Genomic DNA, 18869 nt, shown 5'->3' on the forward strand with positions numbered 1-18869 from the left:
CTTCGTTCAACTCATGAATTTGGCGGATATTGATATACAACTTCAAATTGTGATATAGCCCGATCGGGGTCAATCGCGGAAACCGGCATGCCTGAGTCCGCAAGCGCTTGGGTACTCATCTTCTCCGACGGGACGGGGCAGCGCGGCGTGCGCGCCGACGACGGCGCCGAGCCCGAATTCTGCAACGTCAGGCACACCAACGTGTTCCAGATGTATGCGGCGATCGACGGCCGGCCGGGCGTGTGCGCCTTCTACGATGCCGGGCTCGGCGCCCCGGAGGCGGGCACATGGGGTTGGACACGAACGCTCCGCAATCTCTGGAGCAAGGCCACAGGCTGGGGCATCACGGCCAACATCGTCGACTGCTACGAAGCCCTGATGCTCGCCTGGGAGCCGGGCATGAAGATAGGCTGCTTCGGCTTCAGCCGCGGCGCCTACACGGTTCGCTGCCTCGGCGGCGTGCTGGCGACGTGCGGGATAGCGACTTCCGACAATGGCGCCCCGGTCTCGCGGGACAAGGAGGGCGCCGGCGCCAGGCGGCGGCGCGCCATCGCCGACGAGGCGGTCGCCACATACAAGATCAAGGAAAAGCCGAAGCGGCAGGCTGCAGGTGCTGCGTTCGTCGCAAGCTACGCCGCGGCTGAGGCCACGCCCGACGTGATCGGCGTGTTCGATACGGTGAGGGCGCTCGGCCTGCCCGGCATCATGAACGTCGTGAACCCCTTCAGGCACGAGTTCCATGACAACGAACTCTCGGTGCGGATTCCCGTCGGGCTGCATGCGCTGTCCGTCGACGAGAATCGCAAGTCGTTCGCGCCGGTGCTCTGGGAGGATGTCGATGCCGCGGGCCGGGCCCGCGGGCAGGTCATCGAACAATGCTGGTTTCCCGGCGTGCACTCCGACATCGGCGGGGGATACGACGATGACGACAGGCTCTCCCACGTCAGCTTCGGCTGGATGCTCGACCGGGTGCAAGCTCTGGCTGGTCTCGACTTTCCGCTGGCCGTCGATCTCAAGGGCAAGCTGCAGGGGGCGGCTCACGACGAGCGCACGGGGTTCGGCATCTTCTGGCGGCCCGCTGAGCGAACCGTGCGGACGCAGACGGCCGACATCGATCGGCTCTGCCCGGACATCGAACAGCGCTTCGAGCACTATGTTCCGGACTACCGGCCCGAACCGCTGAGGCAGCACCCGCATGTGAAGCACTACTATTGACGTCGCGGCCGGAACTCGGCGGTTCCGGTATCCCCCTGGAATGCTGGCACAATCCAATTCCCCTCCCGGCGGTGCTGGGCCGATTGCCGTGCGGTCGTTGGCACGCTATTTGCCGCGACAGTGCGCTTTCCGGGCGGGCGCGTTCGCTCGCAGGAGGAAAGAGCGCCTTGTCAAAGTGGCAGAGCGCGCGCCGTCGTCACCTCGACGCACGCTGCTCTACAACTTCCGCCGAACCCTGTGGGCACGGCGGCTCAAAGGGAGATAACGTCATGAAATTGAAGACTTTTGCGGGCGTTTCGCTCGTCGCGATGCTTGCCTTCGCATCGGCCGCGCGCGCCGACATCACCATCGGCCTGGTGGCGCCGCTGACCGGCCCTGTGGCGGCCTATGGCGACCAGGTCAAGAACGGCGCCCAGGCGGCCGTCGATGCCATCAACGAGAAGGGCGGCATCCTCGGCGAGAAGGTGGTGCTGAAGCTCGCCGACGATGCGGGCGACCCCAAGCAGGGCGTCTCGGCCGCCAACCTGCTCGTCGGGGAGGGCGTGCAGTATGTCGTCGGCCCGGTCACCTCGGGCGTCGCCATTCCTGCTTCCGACGTGTTCGCCGAGAACGGCGTCCTGATGGTCACCCCGACCGCCACCGCGCCGGACCTCACCAACCGCGGGCTGACCAACGTGCTCCGCACCTGCGGCCGCGACGACCAGCAGGCCGAAGTCGCCGCCGCCTATGTGCTCAAGAACATGAAGGACAAGCGCGTCGCGGTGATCCACGACAAGGGCACCTACGGCAAGGGCCTGGCCGACGCCTTCAAGGCTGCGATCAACGCGGGCGGCGTGACCGAAGTGCAGTACAACTCGCTCACCCCGGGCGAGAAGGACCTCTCGGCGCTCATCACCCGCCTCAAGGCCGACAATGTCGAGGTCATCTACTTCGGCGGCTACCATCCCGAAGGCGGCCTGCTGGCGCGCCAGCTGAAGGACGGCGGCGTCAATGCGCTGATCATCGGCGGCGAGGGCCTGTCGAACACCGAGTTCTGGGCGATCGGCAACGAGGCGGCAGCCGGCACGCTGTTCACCAACGCCTCCGACGCGCTGAAGAACCCGGCCTCGGCCGACGCGGTCAAGATCCTGAAGGACAAGGGCATTCCGCCGGAGGCCTTCACGCTCAACGCCTATGCGGCGGTCGAGGTGCTCAAGGCCGGCATCGAGAAGGCCGGCAAGGCCGACGACACGGCAGCGGTCGCCACGGCGCTGAAATCGGGCGAGCCGATCACCACCGCCATCGGCAACCTCACCTACGGCGAAAGCGGTGACCTCACCTCGCCGAGCTTCTCGCTGTTCAAGTGGGAAGGCGGCAAGATCGTCGCGGCCGAGTAAGTCAAGGCGACCTGATCGAAAAGGGCCGGGGCGCAAGCTCCGGCCTTTCTCGTTCTTGCAACTGAGAGGCTCTAGAGGCTCCAGGGATTCAACAACGACACCCCGGTGTCGTCGAAATCGGCCACGTCGCGCGTCACGAGAACGAGATCGTGAACCAGCGCCGTGGCTGCGATGAGCGTGTCGGCGCTGCCTCTCGTGCGCCCTGCTGACAGTCGGCCCCATGTGAGCGCGACTTCCTCGGTAATCGGGAGGATTCGACTTGCGTTTTGATGACGCAATTCGCGCTGCCACAGTTCCAATCGCATCGCCCGCTCGGCGTCATGCTGCCTCAGCTTTACGATGCCGCGTTCAATCTCGCCGATGGTGATTACACTCAGGCTGACCGATTCCGGATCGATCGAGGCAAGCCAAGCCGTGGGCTTGGGCAGGCGCCGTTGGACATCCGAGACGATGTTGGTATCGAGCAGATACATCAGAGCTCGACATCGCGGATCATCGTGTCGGAGCGTCGCTCCACCTCCGCTGCGAACTCCTCGTCCCAACCCGGTCCGGAAAGCAGGTACTCCCCGAGAGTTTTGCGCTTGCCGACGAGCTTCTCGTACTCTTCCGTCGACAGCACGACCACGGCCGGTTCGCCGCGCACGGTAACCGTCTGCGGCCCTTCCTTCCGGGCGCGCTGGACCAGCTTGGAGAAATTGTTCTTGGCGTCCTGCAGATGCCAGTTCATCGTCGTCACCTGGCTAGCTTGGCTAGCCAGAATATAGTGCAGGACGACTGTCGGCTCAACGGCCGGTCGTGACGGAGCGCTACCGGCTGCCGAATATCGCCGAGCCGACGCGCACGCTGGTGGCGCCGAAGGCGATGGCGAGTTCGTAGTCGCCGGACATGCCCATCGACAGCTTTTCGACGCCGGCCTCGCGTGCGAGCTTGTCGAGCAGCGCGAAATGCGGGCCGGGGTTCTCGTCTGCCGGCGGTATGCACATCAGGCCTTCGATCTTCAGCCCATGGACTTCGCGGCACCGCCTGACGAAGGCGACCGCCTCGCGCGGTTCGATGCCGGCCTTCTGCGGCTCGGAGCCGGTGTTGACCTGCACGTAGAGCCTTGGCGCGCGGCCCTGGCGTTCGATTTCCCTGGCGAGCTCGGCGGCGATCTTCTCGCGGTCGACCGTCTCGATCACGTCGAACAGGGCGACTGCTTCCCTGGCCTTGTTGGACTGCAGCGGGCCGATGAGGTGCAGTTCGATGCCGGGGAATTCGGCCTTCAGCGCCGGCCACTTGCCTTGCGCTTCCTGGACGCGGTTTTCGCCGAAGACGCGCTGGCCGGCCTCGATGACGGGGCGGATGTGCTCGGCGTCGAAGGTCTTGGATACGGCAACCAGCGTTGCCGAAGCTTCAGGCCTGTTGGCCTCGCGCTCCGCCGCACCTATCTTGTGCTTCACCAGCGCTAGCTGTTCGACCGACTTTTCCATGCCGCTGGCCCTGCTGCTTTTTGCCCGCCCCCTGCCTGCCGGAGTTGACGGGTCCGGGAATCCATGATGAACACCCGACAACGATTTCCTGAACCGCGGGTTTTCGCCCCGGTCCATGCACGCTTTTAAGTGAAAAACATCCGATGGCAACCGAACGATACAATCCGCGCGCGTCCGAACCCAAATGGCAGAAGGCCTGGGCCGACGCAAAGCTCTTCGAGACGAAGAACGACGATCCGCGGCCCAAATACTACGTGCTCGAGATGTTCCCCTATCCGTCGGGGCGAATCCACATGGGTCACGTCCGCAACTACACGATGGGCGATGTCGTGGCGCGCTATCGCCGCGCCATGGGATGCAACGTGCTGCATCCGATGGGCTGGGACGCCTTCGGCATGCCGGCGGAAAACGCCGCCATGCAGAACAAGGTCCATCCCAAGGACTGGACCTACCAGAACATCGACACGATGCGCGGCCAGCTGAAGTCGATGGGCCTGTCGCTGGACTGGAGCCGCGAGTTCGCCACCTGCGACGTCGACTACTACCACCGCCAGCAGATGCTGTTCATCGACTTCGTCAAGAAGGGCCTGGTGACGCGCAAGTCGTCGAAGGTCAACTGGGACCCGGTCGACATGACCGTGCTCGCCAACGAGCAGGTCATCGACGGCCGCGGCTGGCGTTCCGGCGCACTGGTCGAGCAGCGCGAGCTGACGCAGTGGTTCTTCAAGATCACCGACTTCGCCCAGGACCTGTCGGACGCGCTGGAAGGCCTCGACGAGTGGCCCGAGAAGGTCAAGCTGATGCAGCGCAACTGGATCGGCCGGTCGGAAGGCCTGTTGATCCGCTGGCCGCTGGCCAAGGGCACGGCACCCGCCGGCGAGACCGAGCTGGAAGTCTACACGACGCGCCCGGACACGATCTTCGGCGCCTCGTTCATGGCGATCTCGGCCGACCATCCGCTGGCCAGGAAGGCAGCCGAGAACAACTCCGATCTCGCCGCTTTCATGGAAGACGTGCGCCGCATGGGCACGTCGGTCGCGGCACTCGAGACTGCCGAGAAGAAGGGCTTCGACACCGGCATCCGCGTCGTCCACCCGTTCGACGACAGCTGGACGCTGCCGGTCTATGTCGCCAACTTCGTGCTCATGGACTACGGCACGGGCGCCATCTTCGGCTGCCCGTCGGGCGACCAGCGCGACCTCGACTTCGCCAACAAATATGGCCTGCCGGTCATCCCGGTGGTGATGCCCGAGGGTGGCGACGCCACGACCTTCCAGGTAACCGAGGAGGCCTACACCGACGACGGCGTGATGATCAATTCGCGCTTCCTCGACGGCATGAAGCCCGAGGCAGCGTTTAACGACGTCGCAACGCGCCTGGAGCAGATCTCGATCGGCAACCGGCCGATGGCCGAGCGCAAGGTGCAGTTCCGCCTGCGCGACTGGGGCATTTCGCGCCAGCGCTACTGGGGCTGCCCGATCCCGATGATCCACTGCGACGATTGCGGCGTCGTGCCGGTGCCGAAGGCCGACCTGCCGGTCAAGCTGCCTGACGACATCGACTTCGACCGTCCCGGCAATCCGCTCGACCGTCACCCGACCTGGCGGAACGTTGCCTGCCCGAAATGCGGCAAGGACGCGCGCCGCGAGACAGACACGATGGACACGTTCGTCGATTCGTCGTGGTATTTCGCGCGCTTCACCGCGCCATGGGAGAACGAGCCGACCGATCCGATGGCCGCCAACGAATGGCTGCCGGTCGACCAGTATATCGGCGGCATCGAGCATGCGATCCTGCACCTGCTCTATTCGCGCTTCTTCACCCGCGCCATGCGCGAGGCCGGCCACCTGAACCTCGCCGAGCCGTTCAAGGGCCTGTTCACGCAGGGCATGGTCGTGCACGAGACCTACAAGGGTCCGAACGGCTGGGTGACGCCGGCCGAGATCAAGATCGAGGATGTCGACGGCAAGCGCCGGGCGGCGCTGCTGTCAGATGGCACGCCCATCGAGATCGGCTCGATCGAGAAGATGTCGAAGTCGAAGAAGAACGTGGTCGATCCCGACGACATCATCGCCAGCTACGGCGCCGACACGGCGCGCTGGTTCATGCTGTCGGATTCGCCGCCCGAGCGCGACGTGATCTGGACCGAGGCCGGCGTCGAAGGCGCCCACCGCTTCGTCCAGCGTGTCTGGCGCCTGGTGTCCGAATCGGCCGAGGCGCTGGCCAAGGCCGAGCCGAAGGCGGCGCATGACGGCGACGCGGCGGCAGTCTCCAAAGCGGCGCACAAGGCGCTGAAGGCGGTCGGCGAGGACATTGGCAAGCTCGCCTTCAACAAGGCCGTCGCGCGCATCTACGAGCTCAGCAACGCGCTGCAGGGGCCGCTGGCCGACGCTGCCGCCGGCAAGGCTCCGGCCGAGACGGTTTCGGCGCTGCGCGAGGCGATCGACATCCTCATCGTCATGATCGCGCCGATGATGCCGCACCTCGCCGAAGAGTGCTGGGTGGCGCTCGGCGGGAAGGGTCTCGTGGCCGATCGGCAGTGGCCGGCCTTCGATGCGGCGCTCGTCGTCGACAACGAGATCACCTATCCGGTGCAGATCAACGGCAAGAAGCGGGCGGATTTGACAATTGCCCGCGACGCAGATCAAGTGGCGGTCGAAAAAGCGGCGCTGGCTTTGGAAGCAGTGCAGAAGGCACTCGACGGCAAGGCTCCGCGCAAGGTGATCGTTGTTCCGCAGAGGATCGTCAATGTCGTTGCCTGAGGCGCGGAGAACTCCGCGTTCGTCGCGATTTGCTGCCGGGATCGCCCTGACAGCGTCGCTTGTACTGATTTCCGCCTGCACGGTTCGTCCGCTCTATTCGGACGGCCCGGCGTCGGCCGGTGTCGAAGCCGGCACGGCCACGCAGCTGGCCTCGATCAACATCAAGCCGGTCAACACCCGCTATGGCCAGGAAGTCCGCAATCAGCTGATCTTCCTGTTCAACGGCGGTGCGGGCCAGCAGGCAAGCGCGCCCTATACGATGGAGCTTTCCGTCTCGGAACTCACCGAAACGGCGCTGCTGGCACCGGTGACGGCCGAAGACGACGAGCCCACGGCGGGTACGGTCACGCTGACCGGTACCTATGTCGTCACCGAGAACCGCACCGGCAAGCGCATGGCTGCCGGCAAGCGCAACGTCTCGGCATCCTACGACCGGCCGCGCCAGGAGTTCGCCAACATGCGGGCGCAACGCGACGCTTCCAACCGGGCGGCGCGCGAACTGGCCGAGTTGCTGAGGCTGGCCATAGCCCAGGACATGTCCAGGGGCTGAGACGGGCGAAGGGCGGGATCGCTCGATGCGGTTGACGTCATTTTCGGCTGCCGGCTACCGCTCGCTGCGGTCCATCAGGCTCGACATCGGCCAGGTCTCGGTCTTCGTCGGCGAGAACGGCGTCGGCAAGTCCAACCTCTATCGCGCCCTGCAGCTCATCAAGGCTTCGGCCGAAGGCACGCTTGCCCGCGAGATCGCCGGCGAGGGTGGCATGAGTTCGGCGCTATGGTCGGGCCGGCGGCGGACCGGCCAGCAGGTCCGTGTGGTCATCGACGCCGAGTTGCTCGATGACGAAACGGCTGCGCGCTACGCCTACAAGGTCGAGATCGGCCTGCCGCCCCCGGTCTCCGCCGGCTTCGCCTTCGAACCCCACGTCAAGGAGGAGTCCCTGAGCGTCGATGCGGGCAGGCGCCCGGTCGAGATGATGTCGCGCAAGGGCCAGGCAGTCTTCGCCCGCGACGCCGACGGCCGCCGGGTCGAGCATCCCGAGCGCGTGCTGAATTCCGAGACGGCGCTGGCGCTGCTCGGCGGGGCAGGGCGCTATCCGGAGGTCGGCGACATGCGTGCCGCCGTCGGCGGCTGGCGCTTCTATCACGGCTTCCGCACCGACGCGGAGTCGCCGGCGCGGCGGGCGGCGCTCGCGACCACATCGCCGGTGCTGGACGAGGACGGCGCCAATCTGGCTGCTGTGTTCGCCACGCTCAAGCACATCCGTGGCGACACGGTCGAACTCGACCGCTGCATCGCCGAGGCGATGGGCGGGGCGCAGCTCGACGTGCCGGTGCCGGCCGAGACGGCGACCTTCGGGCTGGTGCTGCCCGAATTCCCGCAGCGCATCTTCCGCCCGCAGGAGCTTTCCGACGGGCAGATCAGGTTCCTGGCGCTCGCCGGGGCGCTGATGTCCTACCGCCTGCCGAAGCTCATCGCGCTCAACGAGCCGGAGGCGAGCCTGCATCCGCGCATGATGCCGGCGCTGGCCGACATGATCGCGGCGGCGGCCGAGCGGACGCAGGTCTGGATCGTCACCCACTCGCGCGAACTGGCGGACCTCGTGCGCAATCGCTCGGGCGCCCGTTCGATGACGGTGGTACGCAACGATGGCGCGACCAGCATCGAGGGCATGCGCATCACCGGCGAGATGCCCGACGACGACTAGCCGGCTTCCGAGCAGGTCGCTTGCCGTCGGGAAAATGTCCAGCCCAGCGTCATGGCCGCTGCAGCGAGCAGGATGGTGGCGGCACCCGCGAACTGCAGGACCTGCAGGCGCTGGCCGAAGGCGATGTAATCCGCTGCAATCGCCACCAGCGGGTAGATGAAGGATAGCGCGCCGACGAGGTTGGTCGGCAGTTTCTGGATCGCACCGTAGAGCAGGATGTACATCAGCCCGGTGTGGATGACGCCGATGGCCGCGAGCAGCGCCCAGCTGCGCGCGTCGGCCGGCGGGTGGTCGAGGCCGGCGAAGGGCGCCAGCATGACGACGCCGACCACGACCTGGATCAGCGCGATCAGGTGCGGTGGCACGCCTTTGAGCTTCTTCGCGACGATCGCGGCGATGGCGTAGAAGAAGGCGGCCCCAAGCGCGAGCAGGATGCCCCCGATATAGTCGGTACCGTCATGGGCAACGCCCGACTTGCCCTGTACGATCAGCAGCATGCCTGTGAACGCCACCAGCAGCCAGCCGAGCTTGGCAAGCGTGATGCGTTCGCCGAACAGCAGGGCGCCGAGCGCCACCAGCATGAAGGGCTGGGTGTTGTAGACGGCGGTCGCGATGGAGATCGAGGCGCGCGGGAAGGCGGCGAAGAGCAGCATCCAGTTGGCGACGATGGCCACGCCGCCCAACGCCGCATAGGCGATCTGGGTGCGGGAGATGATGTCCTTGCGGAACAGGCCGAGCGCGGCGCAGATCACGAGCAGCGTCGCCGCGCCGAAGGCGCAGCGCCAGAACACCACCGACATGACAGGTTGGCCGGAGAGGACGACGAACAGTCCGATCGTGCCCGAGATCACCATTGCCGCGGTCATCTCGACCGTACCGCGCGTCGTATCCGTCATGGCCTGCTCCTTGCTACGTCATGTGCATTATCCGCGGGGGTAGAGCTGAAAACCATGGCGTGGGGGAGCTGTTTACCCAGGTATGCCTGATAATGTAAGGTTGTTTCGGGGTTTTGCCTTCGGAGCGTGGCATGCTTGATGATATCGACCGGCGCATCGTCGAAATCCTGGTCGAGGATGCCAGGATTTCGCTGAAAGAGCTGGCCCAGCGGGTCGGCCTGTCGTCGCCGAGCGCATCGGAAAGGCTGAAGCGGCTGGAGGAGCGCGGGGTCATCCGCGGCTTCACCATAGAGGTGGACCCGACAGCGCTTGGCTACACGCTGCAGGCCATCGTCCGCATCCGGCCGCTGCCTGGCAAGCTGCATGTGGTGCAGGACCTGATTCAGCAGATCCCGCAATTCTCCGAATGCGACAAGGTGACGGGCGACGACTGCTTTATCGCCCGGCTGCACATCCGCTCGATCGACGAGCTGGACAAGATCCTCGACCAGATCACCGACAAGGCTGAAACCAACAGTTCGATCGTCAAGGCGCAGCCGGTGAAACGGCGGTTGCCGCCGCTTCGCTGAAAAGCGGGCACAAAAAAGCCGGCGCTGATGGCGCCGGCTTCTTGCTGTCTTGGCTGGAAGGATCAGCCGATCTTCTGGCCGGTCTTGGCCCAGTCGGCGAGGAACATCTCGAGGCCCTTGTCGGTCAGCGGGTGCTTGACCAGCGCCTTCAGCGTTGCCGGCGGGATGGTGGCGACGTCGGCACCGATGAGGGCGGCGCGCTTGACGTGCTCGGTCGAACGGATCGAGGCGGCAAGGATCTCGGTGTCGAAGCCGTAGTTGTCGTAGATGTGGCGGATCTCGGCGATCAGCTCCATGCCGTCGACGGCCATGTCGTCGAGACGGCCGATGAAGGGCGAGATGAAGGTGGCGCCGGCCTTGGCGGCGAGCAGCGCCTGGTTGGCCGAGAAGCACAGCGTGACGTTGACCAGGCGGCCGTCCGAGGTCAGCGCGCGGCAGGCCTTGAGGCCGTCGAGCGTCAGCGGCACCTTGATGCAGATGTTGTCGGCGATCTTCGACAGCACCGCCGCTTCCTTCATCATCTCGGAATATTCGGTGGCAGCGACTTCCGCCGAAACCGGACCATCGACGATGTCGCAGATTTCCTTGGTCACTTCGGCGATGTTGCGGCCCGACTTGAGGATCAGCGACGGGTTGGTGGTGACGCCGTCAAGCAGGCCGAGCTCGTTGAGCTCGCGGATTTCCTTGACGTCGGCGGTGTCGACGAAAAACTTCATTTCAGTCTCCTTCGTGGCGGGGCTGGGGGGGGCACCCAACGGGTCGGCCTTTGCTCTAAACCAAGTTCGGGGCAAGGTCACGCGTCATGACCGCCGATTCGCCAACAAGAAGGGCCGCACCCGTGCTCGTGCCGATGCCGGCCGAGCGGGCGTACTCCTATGCGGTGCCGGAAGGCATGGACGTCGTGCCCGGTTCGATCGTGCGCGTGCCGCTCGGGCCACGCGAAGTGGCGGGCATCGTCTGGGACGGACCGGTCGAGAGCGTCGATCCGAAGAAGCTCCGTCCGATCTCGCATGTCTTCGACTGTCCGCCCGTCAACGCCGACATGCGGCGCCTGGTCGATTGGGTGGCGCAATACACGCTCTCGCCGCCCGGCATGGTGGCGCGCATGATCCTGCGCGCGCCCGAGGCCTTCGATCCCGAGCCGTGGACGGAAGGCATCGTGCGCACCGAGGCGAGCCCGGACCGGATGACTGCGGCGCGCGAGCGCGTGCTGGAGATGGCGAGCGACGGCATGGCGTGGACGCGCTCGGGCCTGGCGCACGCCGCCGGCGTCTCGTCCACCGTGATCGACGGGCTCAAGGCGCAGGGCGTGTTCGAGACCGTGATGATCCCGCCCCGGCCGGTGGTGGCGCCGCCGGATACGTCCTACTCGGCGGCCGAGCTCGTCGGCGAGCAGCAAGCGGCGGCCAAGGATCTGCGCGAACTGGTGGCAGCCGACCGCTTCGGCGTCAGCCTGATCGACGGCGTCACCGGATCGGGCAAGACCGAGGTCTATTTCGAGGCAGTGGCGGCGGCGCTCGACAAGGGCGAGCAGGTGCTGATCCTGTTGCCGGAAATCGCGCTGACCCAGGCTTTCCTCGAACGCTTCCAGAACCGCTTTGGCACCAAGCCGGCCGAATGGCATTCGGACCTGCCGCCGCGCATGCGCGAGCGTGTCTGGCGCCAGGTGGCCGAAGGCGGTGTCCGGGTCGTCGCCGGGGCGCGCTCGGCGCTGTTCCTGCCGTTCAAGGAACTCGGCCTGATCGTCGTCGACGAGGAGCACGACCCTGCCTACAAGCAGGAGGACCGCGTCTTTTATAACGCCCGCGACATGGCCGTGGTGCGCGGCCATATCGGCGGCTTCCCGGTGGTGCTGGCATCCGCCACGCCGTCAGTCGAGAGCCGGGTCAATGCGGAGCAGGGCAAGTATCGCCGCACGGTGCTTTCGGCACGCTTCGCGGAGGCGGCGCTGCCGCATCTCGCCACCATCGACATGCGACGTTCTCCGCCGGCACGCGGCGGGTTCCTGTCGCCGGTGCTGCTCGGAAAGATGCGGGAAAATCTCGGCCGGCAGGAGCAGTCGCTGCTGTTCCTCAACCGCCGGGGTTACGCGCCATTGACGCTGTGCCGTGTCTGCGGCCATCGCTTCGGCTGCCCGGTCTGCTCGGCCTGGCTGGTCGAGCATCGTTTCCGCGGCCAGCTCGTCTGCCACCATTGCGGCCACAACGAGAAGCGCCCCGAAGCCTGCCCGGAATGCGGCACCTTCGATCACCTGGTCGCCTGCGGCCCGGGCGTCGAGCGCATCGCCGAGGAGGTGGTGCAGCATTTCCCCGATGCCCGCACCATCGTGCTGTCGTCGGACATGCTGGGCGGGGTGAAGCGGCTCAGGCTCGAACTCGAGGCCATCGCCAACGGCGAGGCCGACATCGTCATCGGCACGCAGCTGGTCGCCAAGGGCCATAACTTCCCGAACATGACGCTGGTGGGGGTGGTCGATGCCGATCTCGGCCTCGCCAATGGCGACCCGCGTGCCGCCGAGCGCACCTACCAGCTGTTGTCGCAGGTGACCGGCCGCGCCGGGCGCACCGGCAAGAAGAGCCTTGGCCTGTTGCAGACGTTCCAGCCCGACCATCCGGTGATGCGGGCGATCGTCTCCGGCGATTCGGAGGCGTTCTACGAACGCGAGATCGTCGAGCGCGAGCGCGCCGCGTTGCCGCCCTTCGGCCGGCTAGCGGGCATCATCGTCAGCGCCGCGACGCGCGCCGAGGCGGAGAGCCATGCGCGGGGGCTGCGCCGGGCCGCCAAGGCCGCTCAGGACGTTCACGTGCTCGGTCCCGCCGAGGCGCCGCTGGCGCTGGTCGGCGGGCGCCACCGCTTCCGCCTGCTGGTGCAGGCCGACCGCCGTGCCGATATTCAAGCATACATCCGCGCGATGCTGGCCGAGGGTCCCAAGGTGCGCGGTTCGGTGCGCGTGCAGGTCGACATCGACCCGCAGAGCTTCCTGTGACCTACGTGCTGGGCCTCGTGATTATCCCCAGCAGCGGCGGCTTGGACGTGGGCCCGTAGACGACTTTGTCCACCGAATAGCCGGCTGCCTTCAGCCGAACCTCTATGGCGCGCCTGATGGTGTCGATCTGGCCAGCGCTCGGCGGCTCGAAGAACAGGAACAGCCTGCCGCCGGCAGCAAGAAGAGGTTTCAGCACGGCCAACTCGCGCATCGCCTCCAGCCAGAACAGGTTGACGTTGATGGCGAAGATCTTGCCGAAGGTTCCGTTCGGGGCCGAGTAGTCGGCCAGGGTGGACTGTACGATCTCGGCCTTGCCTGCGGCGATCGCTTCCGCGTTTCGCTCGATGGCTGCGCCGACGGCGCTGTCGGAGCGGTCGAGCCCAACGATGCGGCCATCGACCAGCAATCGGGATATCTCGGCCAAGGCGACACCGCGGCCACAGCCGATTTCCAGAATGCGCTCGCCTGGGCCGATTTCCAGGTGGCCGATCGACCAGCTGATCCTCTCCGGTATCGCCATGTCCCTCTCCCGGCGTTCCCCGCGGGGAGCATAGCCGATCGCCGGCATTTCGCCAGCTACTCCTCTGGTACTGCGTGCCGGGTCGGCTATGATCCACCGGGATTCGCGGCGCGTCGGCGATGCGGAAGCCGGAGGGGGAAATATGGAGTTCGCATTTCCGTGGCCGATGAGCCAGGGCGAATGGCTGGCCTGGGGTTCGGCGGCCGTCACGCTGCTGTTCGGTGTGATCCTATTCTTCGCGCCGCGCATCGCCTTTCGTCTGCTCAGGCTCCAGCCTCGTCCCGACCATCCGGAGGCGATCGCCCAGGGGCGCGCCACCATGGCGGGGTTCTTCCTCGGCGTCGGCCTCTGCGCGATCCTGCTCGCCCAGCCATGGCTCTACATGGCGCTTGGCGTGTCCTGGCTGCTCACGGCCTTCGGGCGCATCGTGGCCATGATGTCGGACGGCGCCAACACCCCATACAACTGGGTAGCGATGGTCATCGAACTGGCGCTGGCGGCCCTACCCCTTGGGTTTGTTTTCGGCTTCTGGCCCTGAATCGGCGCCTACCCGACGTCTTCCCCGTCAAGATGCGACAATAGCGCCAGAAAGCCTGTTAGAGGACGTGTTGCGGTCCTCAAAAGCCTGTGCTAGACGGCAATCGACTTTCGGCCGGGGGGATGCGGCTGACGCGAGCTCCGGGGTCAAAAAACGCAGTAAGGTCAAAGATTTAGCTGGGTATATCACACTCGCGCCAAGAATCTTGCGGCCTGTCAGACAAGAGAAAAGACGGTCCGTGACCCAATCTTCCTCGCCAATCTCCGGTGTTGCTGAGCGCTATGCGGGTTCGCTCTTCGATCTCGCGCTCGAAGCTGGCGCCGTCGCCAAGGTCGAAGCCGACCTCGGCCGTTTCGCCGAGCTGCTCGCGGGCAGCCCCGACCTGGAGCGCCTGATCAAGAGCCCGGTCTTCTCCGGCGAAGAGCAGGAAAAGGCCATTGCGGCGATCGCCGACAAGGCCAAGATCGTCGGCCTCACCGGCAATTTCCTGCGTCTGGTCGCGCGCAACCGCCGCCTGTTCGTCCTGCCGGGCATGATCGCCGCGTTCCGCCGCGTCGCCGCCGAGCATCGTGGCGAGGTGGCGGCCGAGGTGACTTCGGCCCATGACCTGACGGCCGCCCAACTTGCCGAACTCAAGACGGCGCTGAAGGGCGTAGCTGGCAAAGATGTTGCGATCACCGTTTCGGTCGATCCCTCGCTGCTCGGCGGTCTCGTCGTGAAGATGGGTTCGCGCCAGATCGATACGTCGCTCAAAACCAAACTCAATTCGCTCAAGCTTGCACTGAAAGAGGTCGGCTGATGGACATCCGCGCCGCGGAAATCTCCGCAATTCTGAAAGACCAGATCAAGAATTTCGGCAAGGAAGCCGAAGTTTCCGAAGTCGGTCAGGTCCTGTCGGTGGGTGACGGCATCGCCCGCGTCTATGGTCTCGACAACGTCCAGGCGGGCGAGATGGTCGAGTTCCCGGGCGGCATCCGCGGCATGGCGCTGAACCTCGAAAGCGACAATGTCGGCGTCGTCATCTTCGGCAGCGACCGCGACATCAAGGAAGGCGACACCGTCAAGCGCACCGGCGCCATCGTCGACGTTCCGGTCGGTCCGGAGCTGCTCGGCCGCGTCGTCGACGCTCTCGGCAATCCGATCGACGGCAAGGGCCCGATCAAGGCCAAGGAGCGCCGCCGCGTCGACGTCAAGGCTCCCGGCATCATCCCCCGCAAGTCGGTGCACGAGCCGATGTCGACCGGTCTCAAGGCCATCGACGCGCTCATCCCCGTCGGCCGCGGCCAGCGCGAGCTGGTCATCGGCGACCGCCAGACCGGCAAGACCGCCATCATCCTCGACACCATCCTGAACCAGAAGGCGATCCACGTCGCCGGCCCGGAAAAGGAAAAGCTCTACTGCGTCTACGTCGCCGTGGGCCAGAAGCGCTCGACCGTCGCGCAGTTCGTGAAGGTGCTCGAAGAGCGCGGCGCGCTCGAATATTCGATCGTCATCGCCGCGACCGCTTCGGACGCTGCGCCGATGCAGTTCCTGGCGCCGTTCGCAGGCTGCGCCATGGGCGAATATTTCCGCGACAACGGCAAGCATGCCCTGATCGCCTATGACGACCTGTCCAAGCAGGCCGTCGCCTACCGCCAGATGTCGCTGCTGCTGCGCCGCCCGCCGGGCCGCGAAGCCTACCCGGGCGACGTCTTCTACCTGCACTCCCGCCTGCTCGAGCGCGCGGCGAAGCTCAACGACGAGAACGGCGCCGGTTCGCTGACCGCGCTCCCCGTCATCGAGACGCAGGCCAACGACGTGTCGGCCTACATCCCGACCAACGTGATCTCGATCACCGACGGCCAGATCTTCCTCGAGACCAACCTGTTCTTCCAGGGCATCCGTCCAGCCGTGAACGTCGGTCTGTCGGTGTCGCGCGTCGGTTCGTCGGCCCAGGTCAAGGCGATGAAGCAGGTCGCCGGCTCGATCAAGGGCGAGCTCGCGCAGTACCGCGAAATGGCGGCCTTCGCGCAGTTCGGTTCGGATCTCGACGCCGCCACCCAGCGTCTGCTCAACCGCGGTGCGCGCCTGACCGAGCTGCTCAAGCAGCCGCAGTTCTCGCCGCTCAAGACGGAAGAGCAGGTCGCGGTGATCTTCGCCGGCGTCAACGGCTATCTCGACAAGCTCGCCCTGAAGCAGGTCGGCAAGTTCGAGCAGGGCCTGCTGGCGCACCTGCATTCGGAAGGCAAGGACGTCCTCGACGGTATCCGTACCGAGAAGGCGCTCAGCGACGACCTGCGCGGCAAGCTCAAGGCTCACATCGACGCTTTCGCGAAAAACTTCGCCTGACACTGACGGATAAGGCATGGCCTCGCTAAAAGACCTCCGCAACCGCATCGCCTCGGTCAAGGCGACGCAGAAGATCACCAAGGCGATGCAGATGGTCGCTGCGGCGAAGCTGCGTCGTGCCCAGGAGGCCGCCGAGGCTGCGCGTCCCTACTCGCAGCGCATGGGTGCCGTTCTCGCGAACATCGCCCAGGCGGTCGGGGGCGACGGCGACGCTCCGGCACTGATGACCGGAACCGGCAAGGACGACGTGCACCTGCTCGTCGTCTGCACGGCCGAACGCGGCCTTTGTGGCGGTTTCAACAGCCAGATCTCGCGTCTGGCCCGCGACCACGTCCGCAAGCTTCAGGGCCAGGGCAAGACGGTCAAGATCATCACCGTCGGCAAGAAGGGCTACGACGTGCTGCGCCGCGACTTCGCGTCGCTGATCATCGATCGCGTCGAACTGCGCGATGCAAAGCAGGTCGGTTTCGTGCACGCCGACATGATCGCCAAGAAGGTGATCACGCTGTTCAACGAAGGCGGTTTCGACGTCTGCACGCTGTTCTACTCCGAGTTCAAGTCGGTGATCAGCCAGATCCCGACCGCGCAGCAGCTCATCCCGGCGGCGGCCGCTTCGGCCACGGCGGATGAATCGTCCGCAGGCGGCGCCATCTACGAATACGAGCCGGAGCCGAGCGAAATCCTCGGCGACCTCATTCCGCGCAATATCTCGGTGCAGATCTTCCGGGCGCTGCTGGAGAACGCGGCGGGCGAAATGGGTGCCAAGATGAGCGCGATGGACAACGCCACGCGCAACGCCGGCGACATGATCAACAGGCTGACGATCACCTACAACCGCCAGCGTCAGGCCCAGATCACCAAGGAACTGATCGAGATTATTTCGGGCGCCGAGGCGCTCTAGGCACGCGACCCCTAGGGCAGGGTTTGCGTGAAACAAGGAACGGACACAGAGGTTACATCGATGGCTAAAGCAGCTACTCCGAAAGCGGCGGCGGAAAAGGCCCCCGCAGCAAAGAAGGCGGCGCCTGCGAAGGCAGCCGCTGCCAAGGTCGAGAAGACGGCAATCGCCGCGGGTGCCAATGGCCGCGTCACGCAGGTCATCGGCGCCGTCGTCGACGTCGCTTTCGACGGCGAGCTGCCGGCCATCCTGACCGCGCTCGAGACCGACAACAGCGGCAACCGCCTGGTGCTCGAGGTTGCCCAGCACCTCGGCGAAAACACCGTGCGCTGCATCGCCATGGACACCACCGAAGGTCTGGTCCGCGGCCAGCCCGTCGCCAACACGGGTTCGCCGATCACCGTTCCTGTCGGCGACGAGACGCTCGGCCGCATCATGAACGTCATCGGCGAGCCGGTCGACGAAGCCGGCCCGGTCAAGACCAAGTCGCGCCGCGCCATCCACCAGGACGCGCCGGCCTATGTCGAGCAGTCGACGGAAGCCCAGATCCTGGTCACCGGCATCAAGGTCGTCGACCTGCTCGCTCCCTACGCACGCGGCGGCAAGATCGGCCTGTTCGGCGGCGCCGGCGTCGGCAAGACCGTTCTGATCCAGGAACTGATCAACAACGTCGCCAAGGCGCACGGCGGTTACTCGGTGTTCGCCGGCGTTGGCGAGCGCACCCGCGAGGGCAACGACCTCTATCACGAAATGATCGAGTCGGGCGTCAACAAGGACCCGCACGAGAACAACGGCTCGACCGAAGGTTCGAAGTGCGCCCTGGTGTTCGGCCAGATGAACGAGCCGCCGGGCGCCCGCGCTCGCGTCGCCCTCTCGGGCCTGACCATCGCCGAGCATTTCCGCGACCAGGGCCAGGACGTTCTGTTCTTCGTCGACAACATCTTCCGCTTCACCCAGGCGGGCTCGGAAGTGTCGGCTCTGCTCGGCCGCATTCCTTCGGCCGTGGGCTATCAGCCGACGCTGGCGACCGACATGGGCGCCATGCAGGAGCGCATCACCACCACCACCAAGGGCTCGATCACCTCGGTGCAGGCCATCTACGTGCCCGCCGACGACTTGACCGACCCGGCGCCGGCAACGTCGTTCGCGCACCTCGACGCGACGACCGTTCTCAACCGCGCGATCTCGGAAAAGGGTATCTACCCGGCCGTCGACCCGCTCGACTCGACCTCGCGCATGCTCGACCCGCTGATCGTCGGCGAAGAGCACTACTCGGTCGCCCGCCGCGTCCAGGAAATCCTCCAGCGCTACAAGTCGCTGCAGGACATCATCGCCATCCTGGGCATGGACGAGCTGTCGGAAGAGGACAAGGTCACGGTTGCCCGCGCCCGCAAGGTCGAGCGCTTCCTGTCGCAGCCGTTCTTCGTCGCCGAGGTGTTCACCGGTTCGCCGGGCCAGCTGGTTCCGCTCGAAGACACGATCAAGAGCTTCAAGGGCCTGGTCGAAGGCGAGTACGACCACCTGCCGGAAGCTGCCTTCTACATGGTCGGCGGCATCGACATGGCGATCGAGAAGGCCCAGCGCCTGGCTGCGGAAGCGGCGTAAG

18 protein-coding genes are annotated in these 18869 nt (G+C 65.8%); 12 read left to right on the plus strand and 6 right to left on the minus strand.

Annotation, left to right across the window (positions count from 1 at the left end):
• Window positions 1-87 precede the first annotated feature (87 nt).
• Window positions 88-1215, plus strand: coding sequence for a phospholipase effector Tle1 domain-containing protein (locus J2X50_RS08855; RefSeq protein WP_429094029.1), 1128 nt, complete (start codon window positions 88-90; stop codon window positions 1213-1215).
• Between the two features lie 269 nt (window positions 1216-1484).
• Window positions 1485-2591: a branched-chain amino acid ABC transporter substrate-binding protein gene (locus J2X50_RS08860; protein WP_429094031.1), complete on the plus strand. Its 1107-nt coding sequence runs from the start codon at window positions 1485-1487 to the stop codon at window positions 2589-2591.
• A gap of 71 nt (window positions 2592-2662) precedes the next feature.
• Here the strand turns inward: J2X50_RS08860 and J2X50_RS08865 are convergent, their stop codons facing one another.
• The 3 genes from J2X50_RS08865 to J2X50_RS08875 form a co-directional block, all read right to left on the minus strand.
• Complete coding sequence (locus J2X50_RS08865) at window positions 2663-3064, minus strand: type II toxin-antitoxin system VapC family toxin (protein ID WP_429094033.1); 402 nt, start codon at window positions 3062-3064, stop codon at window positions 2663-2665.
• Window positions 3064-3318, minus strand: a complete 255-nt coding sequence (locus tag J2X50_RS08870) for a type II toxin-antitoxin system Phd/YefM family antitoxin (protein WP_429094035.1) — start codon at window positions 3316-3318, stop codon at window positions 3064-3066. Before J2X50_RS08870 ends, J2X50_RS08865 begins: the two co-directional genes overlap by 1 nt.
• A gap of 79 nt (window positions 3319-3397) precedes the next feature.
• Window positions 3398-4060 (minus strand): YggS family pyridoxal phosphate-dependent enzyme, encoded by a 663-nt coding sequence (locus J2X50_RS08875; protein ID WP_429094037.1) that lies wholly within the window; start codon window positions 4058-4060, stop codon window positions 3398-3400.
• Window positions 4061-4203: 143 nt separating this feature from the next.
• Between J2X50_RS08875 and leuS the strand changes: the two genes are divergently transcribed.
• Genes leuS through J2X50_RS08890 form a run of 3 tightly spaced genes read left to right on the plus strand, consistent with a single transcriptional unit; the run spans window position 4204 to window position 8528 of the window.
• Window positions 4204-6822 (plus strand): leucine--tRNA ligase, encoded by a 2619-nt coding sequence (gene leuS / locus J2X50_RS08880; RefSeq protein ID WP_429094039.1) that lies wholly within the window; start codon window positions 4204-4206, stop codon window positions 6820-6822.
• Window positions 6809-7372, plus strand: coding sequence for an LPS assembly lipoprotein LptE (lptE, locus tag J2X50_RS08885; protein ID WP_429094041.1), 564 nt, complete (start codon window positions 6809-6811; stop codon window positions 7370-7372). The genes leuS and lptE overlap by 14 nt, the downstream gene beginning before the upstream one ends.
• A 25-nt stretch (window positions 7373-7397) precedes the next feature.
• Window positions 7398-8528, plus strand: coding sequence for an AAA family ATPase (locus J2X50_RS08890; protein ID WP_429094042.1), 1131 nt, complete (start codon window positions 7398-7400; stop codon window positions 8526-8528).
• Here the strand turns inward: J2X50_RS08890 and J2X50_RS08895 are convergent.
• Window positions 8525-9424 carry a DMT family transporter gene (locus tag J2X50_RS08895; RefSeq protein ID WP_429094044.1) on the minus strand — a complete coding sequence of 300 codons (900 nt, stop codon included), beginning with the start codon at window positions 9422-9424 and terminating at the stop codon, window positions 8525-8527. The genes J2X50_RS08890 and J2X50_RS08895 overlap by 4 nt on opposite strands.
• A 131-nt stretch (window positions 9425-9555) precedes the next feature.
• Here J2X50_RS08895 and J2X50_RS08900 point away from each other — a divergent pair, with 131 nt between their 5' ends.
• Window positions 9556-9993 (plus strand): Lrp/AsnC family transcriptional regulator, encoded by a 438-nt coding sequence (locus J2X50_RS08900; protein ID WP_429094046.1) that lies wholly within the window; start codon window positions 9556-9558, stop codon window positions 9991-9993.
• 62 nt (window positions 9994-10055) lie between these two features.
• Here J2X50_RS08900 and fsa read toward each other — a convergent pair whose 3' ends face one another.
• The gene (gene fsa / locus J2X50_RS08905) at window positions 10056-10709 is read right to left on the minus strand and encodes a fructose-6-phosphate aldolase (RefSeq protein ID WP_429094048.1); all 654 of its coding nucleotides are present in this window, start codon (window positions 10707-10709) and stop codon (window positions 10056-10058) included.
• A gap of 86 nt (window positions 10710-10795) precedes the next feature.
• Here fsa and J2X50_RS08910 point away from each other — a divergent pair, with 86 nt between their 5' ends.
• On the plus strand, window positions 10796-12979 hold the full coding sequence (locus tag J2X50_RS08910; RefSeq protein WP_429094050.1) for a primosomal protein N': 2184 nt from the start codon (window positions 10796-10798) through the stop codon (window positions 12977-12979).
• A 1-nt stretch (window position 12980) separates the two neighbouring features.
• Here J2X50_RS08910 and J2X50_RS08915 read toward each other — a convergent pair whose 3' ends face one another.
• On the minus strand, window positions 12981-13547 hold the full coding sequence (locus J2X50_RS08915) for an SAM-dependent methyltransferase (RefSeq protein WP_429094052.1): 567 nt from the start codon (window positions 13545-13547) through the stop codon (window positions 12981-12983).
• Window positions 13548-13641: 94 nt separating this feature from the next.
• Between J2X50_RS08915 and J2X50_RS08920 the strand changes: the two genes are divergently transcribed.
• The 5 genes from J2X50_RS08920 (at window position 13642) to atpD (ending at window position 18868) form a co-directional block, all read left to right on the plus strand.
• The gene (locus tag J2X50_RS08920; RefSeq protein WP_429094053.1) at window positions 13642-14037 is read left to right on the plus strand and encodes a DUF4345 family protein; all 396 of its coding nucleotides are present in this window, start codon (window positions 13642-13644) and stop codon (window positions 14035-14037) included.
• 238 nt (window positions 14038-14275) lie between these two features.
• On the plus strand, window positions 14276-14836 hold the full coding sequence (locus J2X50_RS08925; RefSeq protein ID WP_429094055.1) for a F0F1 ATP synthase subunit delta: 561 nt from the start codon (window positions 14276-14278) through the stop codon (window positions 14834-14836).
• Window positions 14836-16365: a F0F1 ATP synthase subunit alpha gene (atpA, locus tag J2X50_RS08930; RefSeq protein WP_340038047.1), complete on the plus strand. Its 1530-nt coding sequence runs from the start codon at window positions 14836-14838 to the stop codon at window positions 16363-16365. Before J2X50_RS08925 ends, atpA begins: the two co-directional genes overlap by 1 nt.
• Window positions 16366-16381: 16 nt before the next feature.
• A complete protein-coding gene (locus J2X50_RS08935) occupies window positions 16382-17266 on the plus strand; it encodes a F0F1 ATP synthase subunit gamma (protein ID WP_429094057.1) in 885 nt (294 codons plus the stop codon).
• 60 nt (window positions 17267-17326) lie between these two features.
• A complete protein-coding gene (gene atpD / locus J2X50_RS08940) occupies window positions 17327-18868 on the plus strand; it encodes a F0F1 ATP synthase subunit beta (RefSeq protein ID WP_429094059.1) in 1542 nt (513 codons plus the stop codon).
• Window position 18869: the final 1 nt, after the last annotated feature.

The organism is Aminobacter sp. BE322, assembly GCF_050433525.1.
Taxonomy (GTDB): domain Bacteria; phylum Pseudomonadota; class Alphaproteobacteria; order Rhizobiales; family Rhizobiaceae; genus Aminobacter.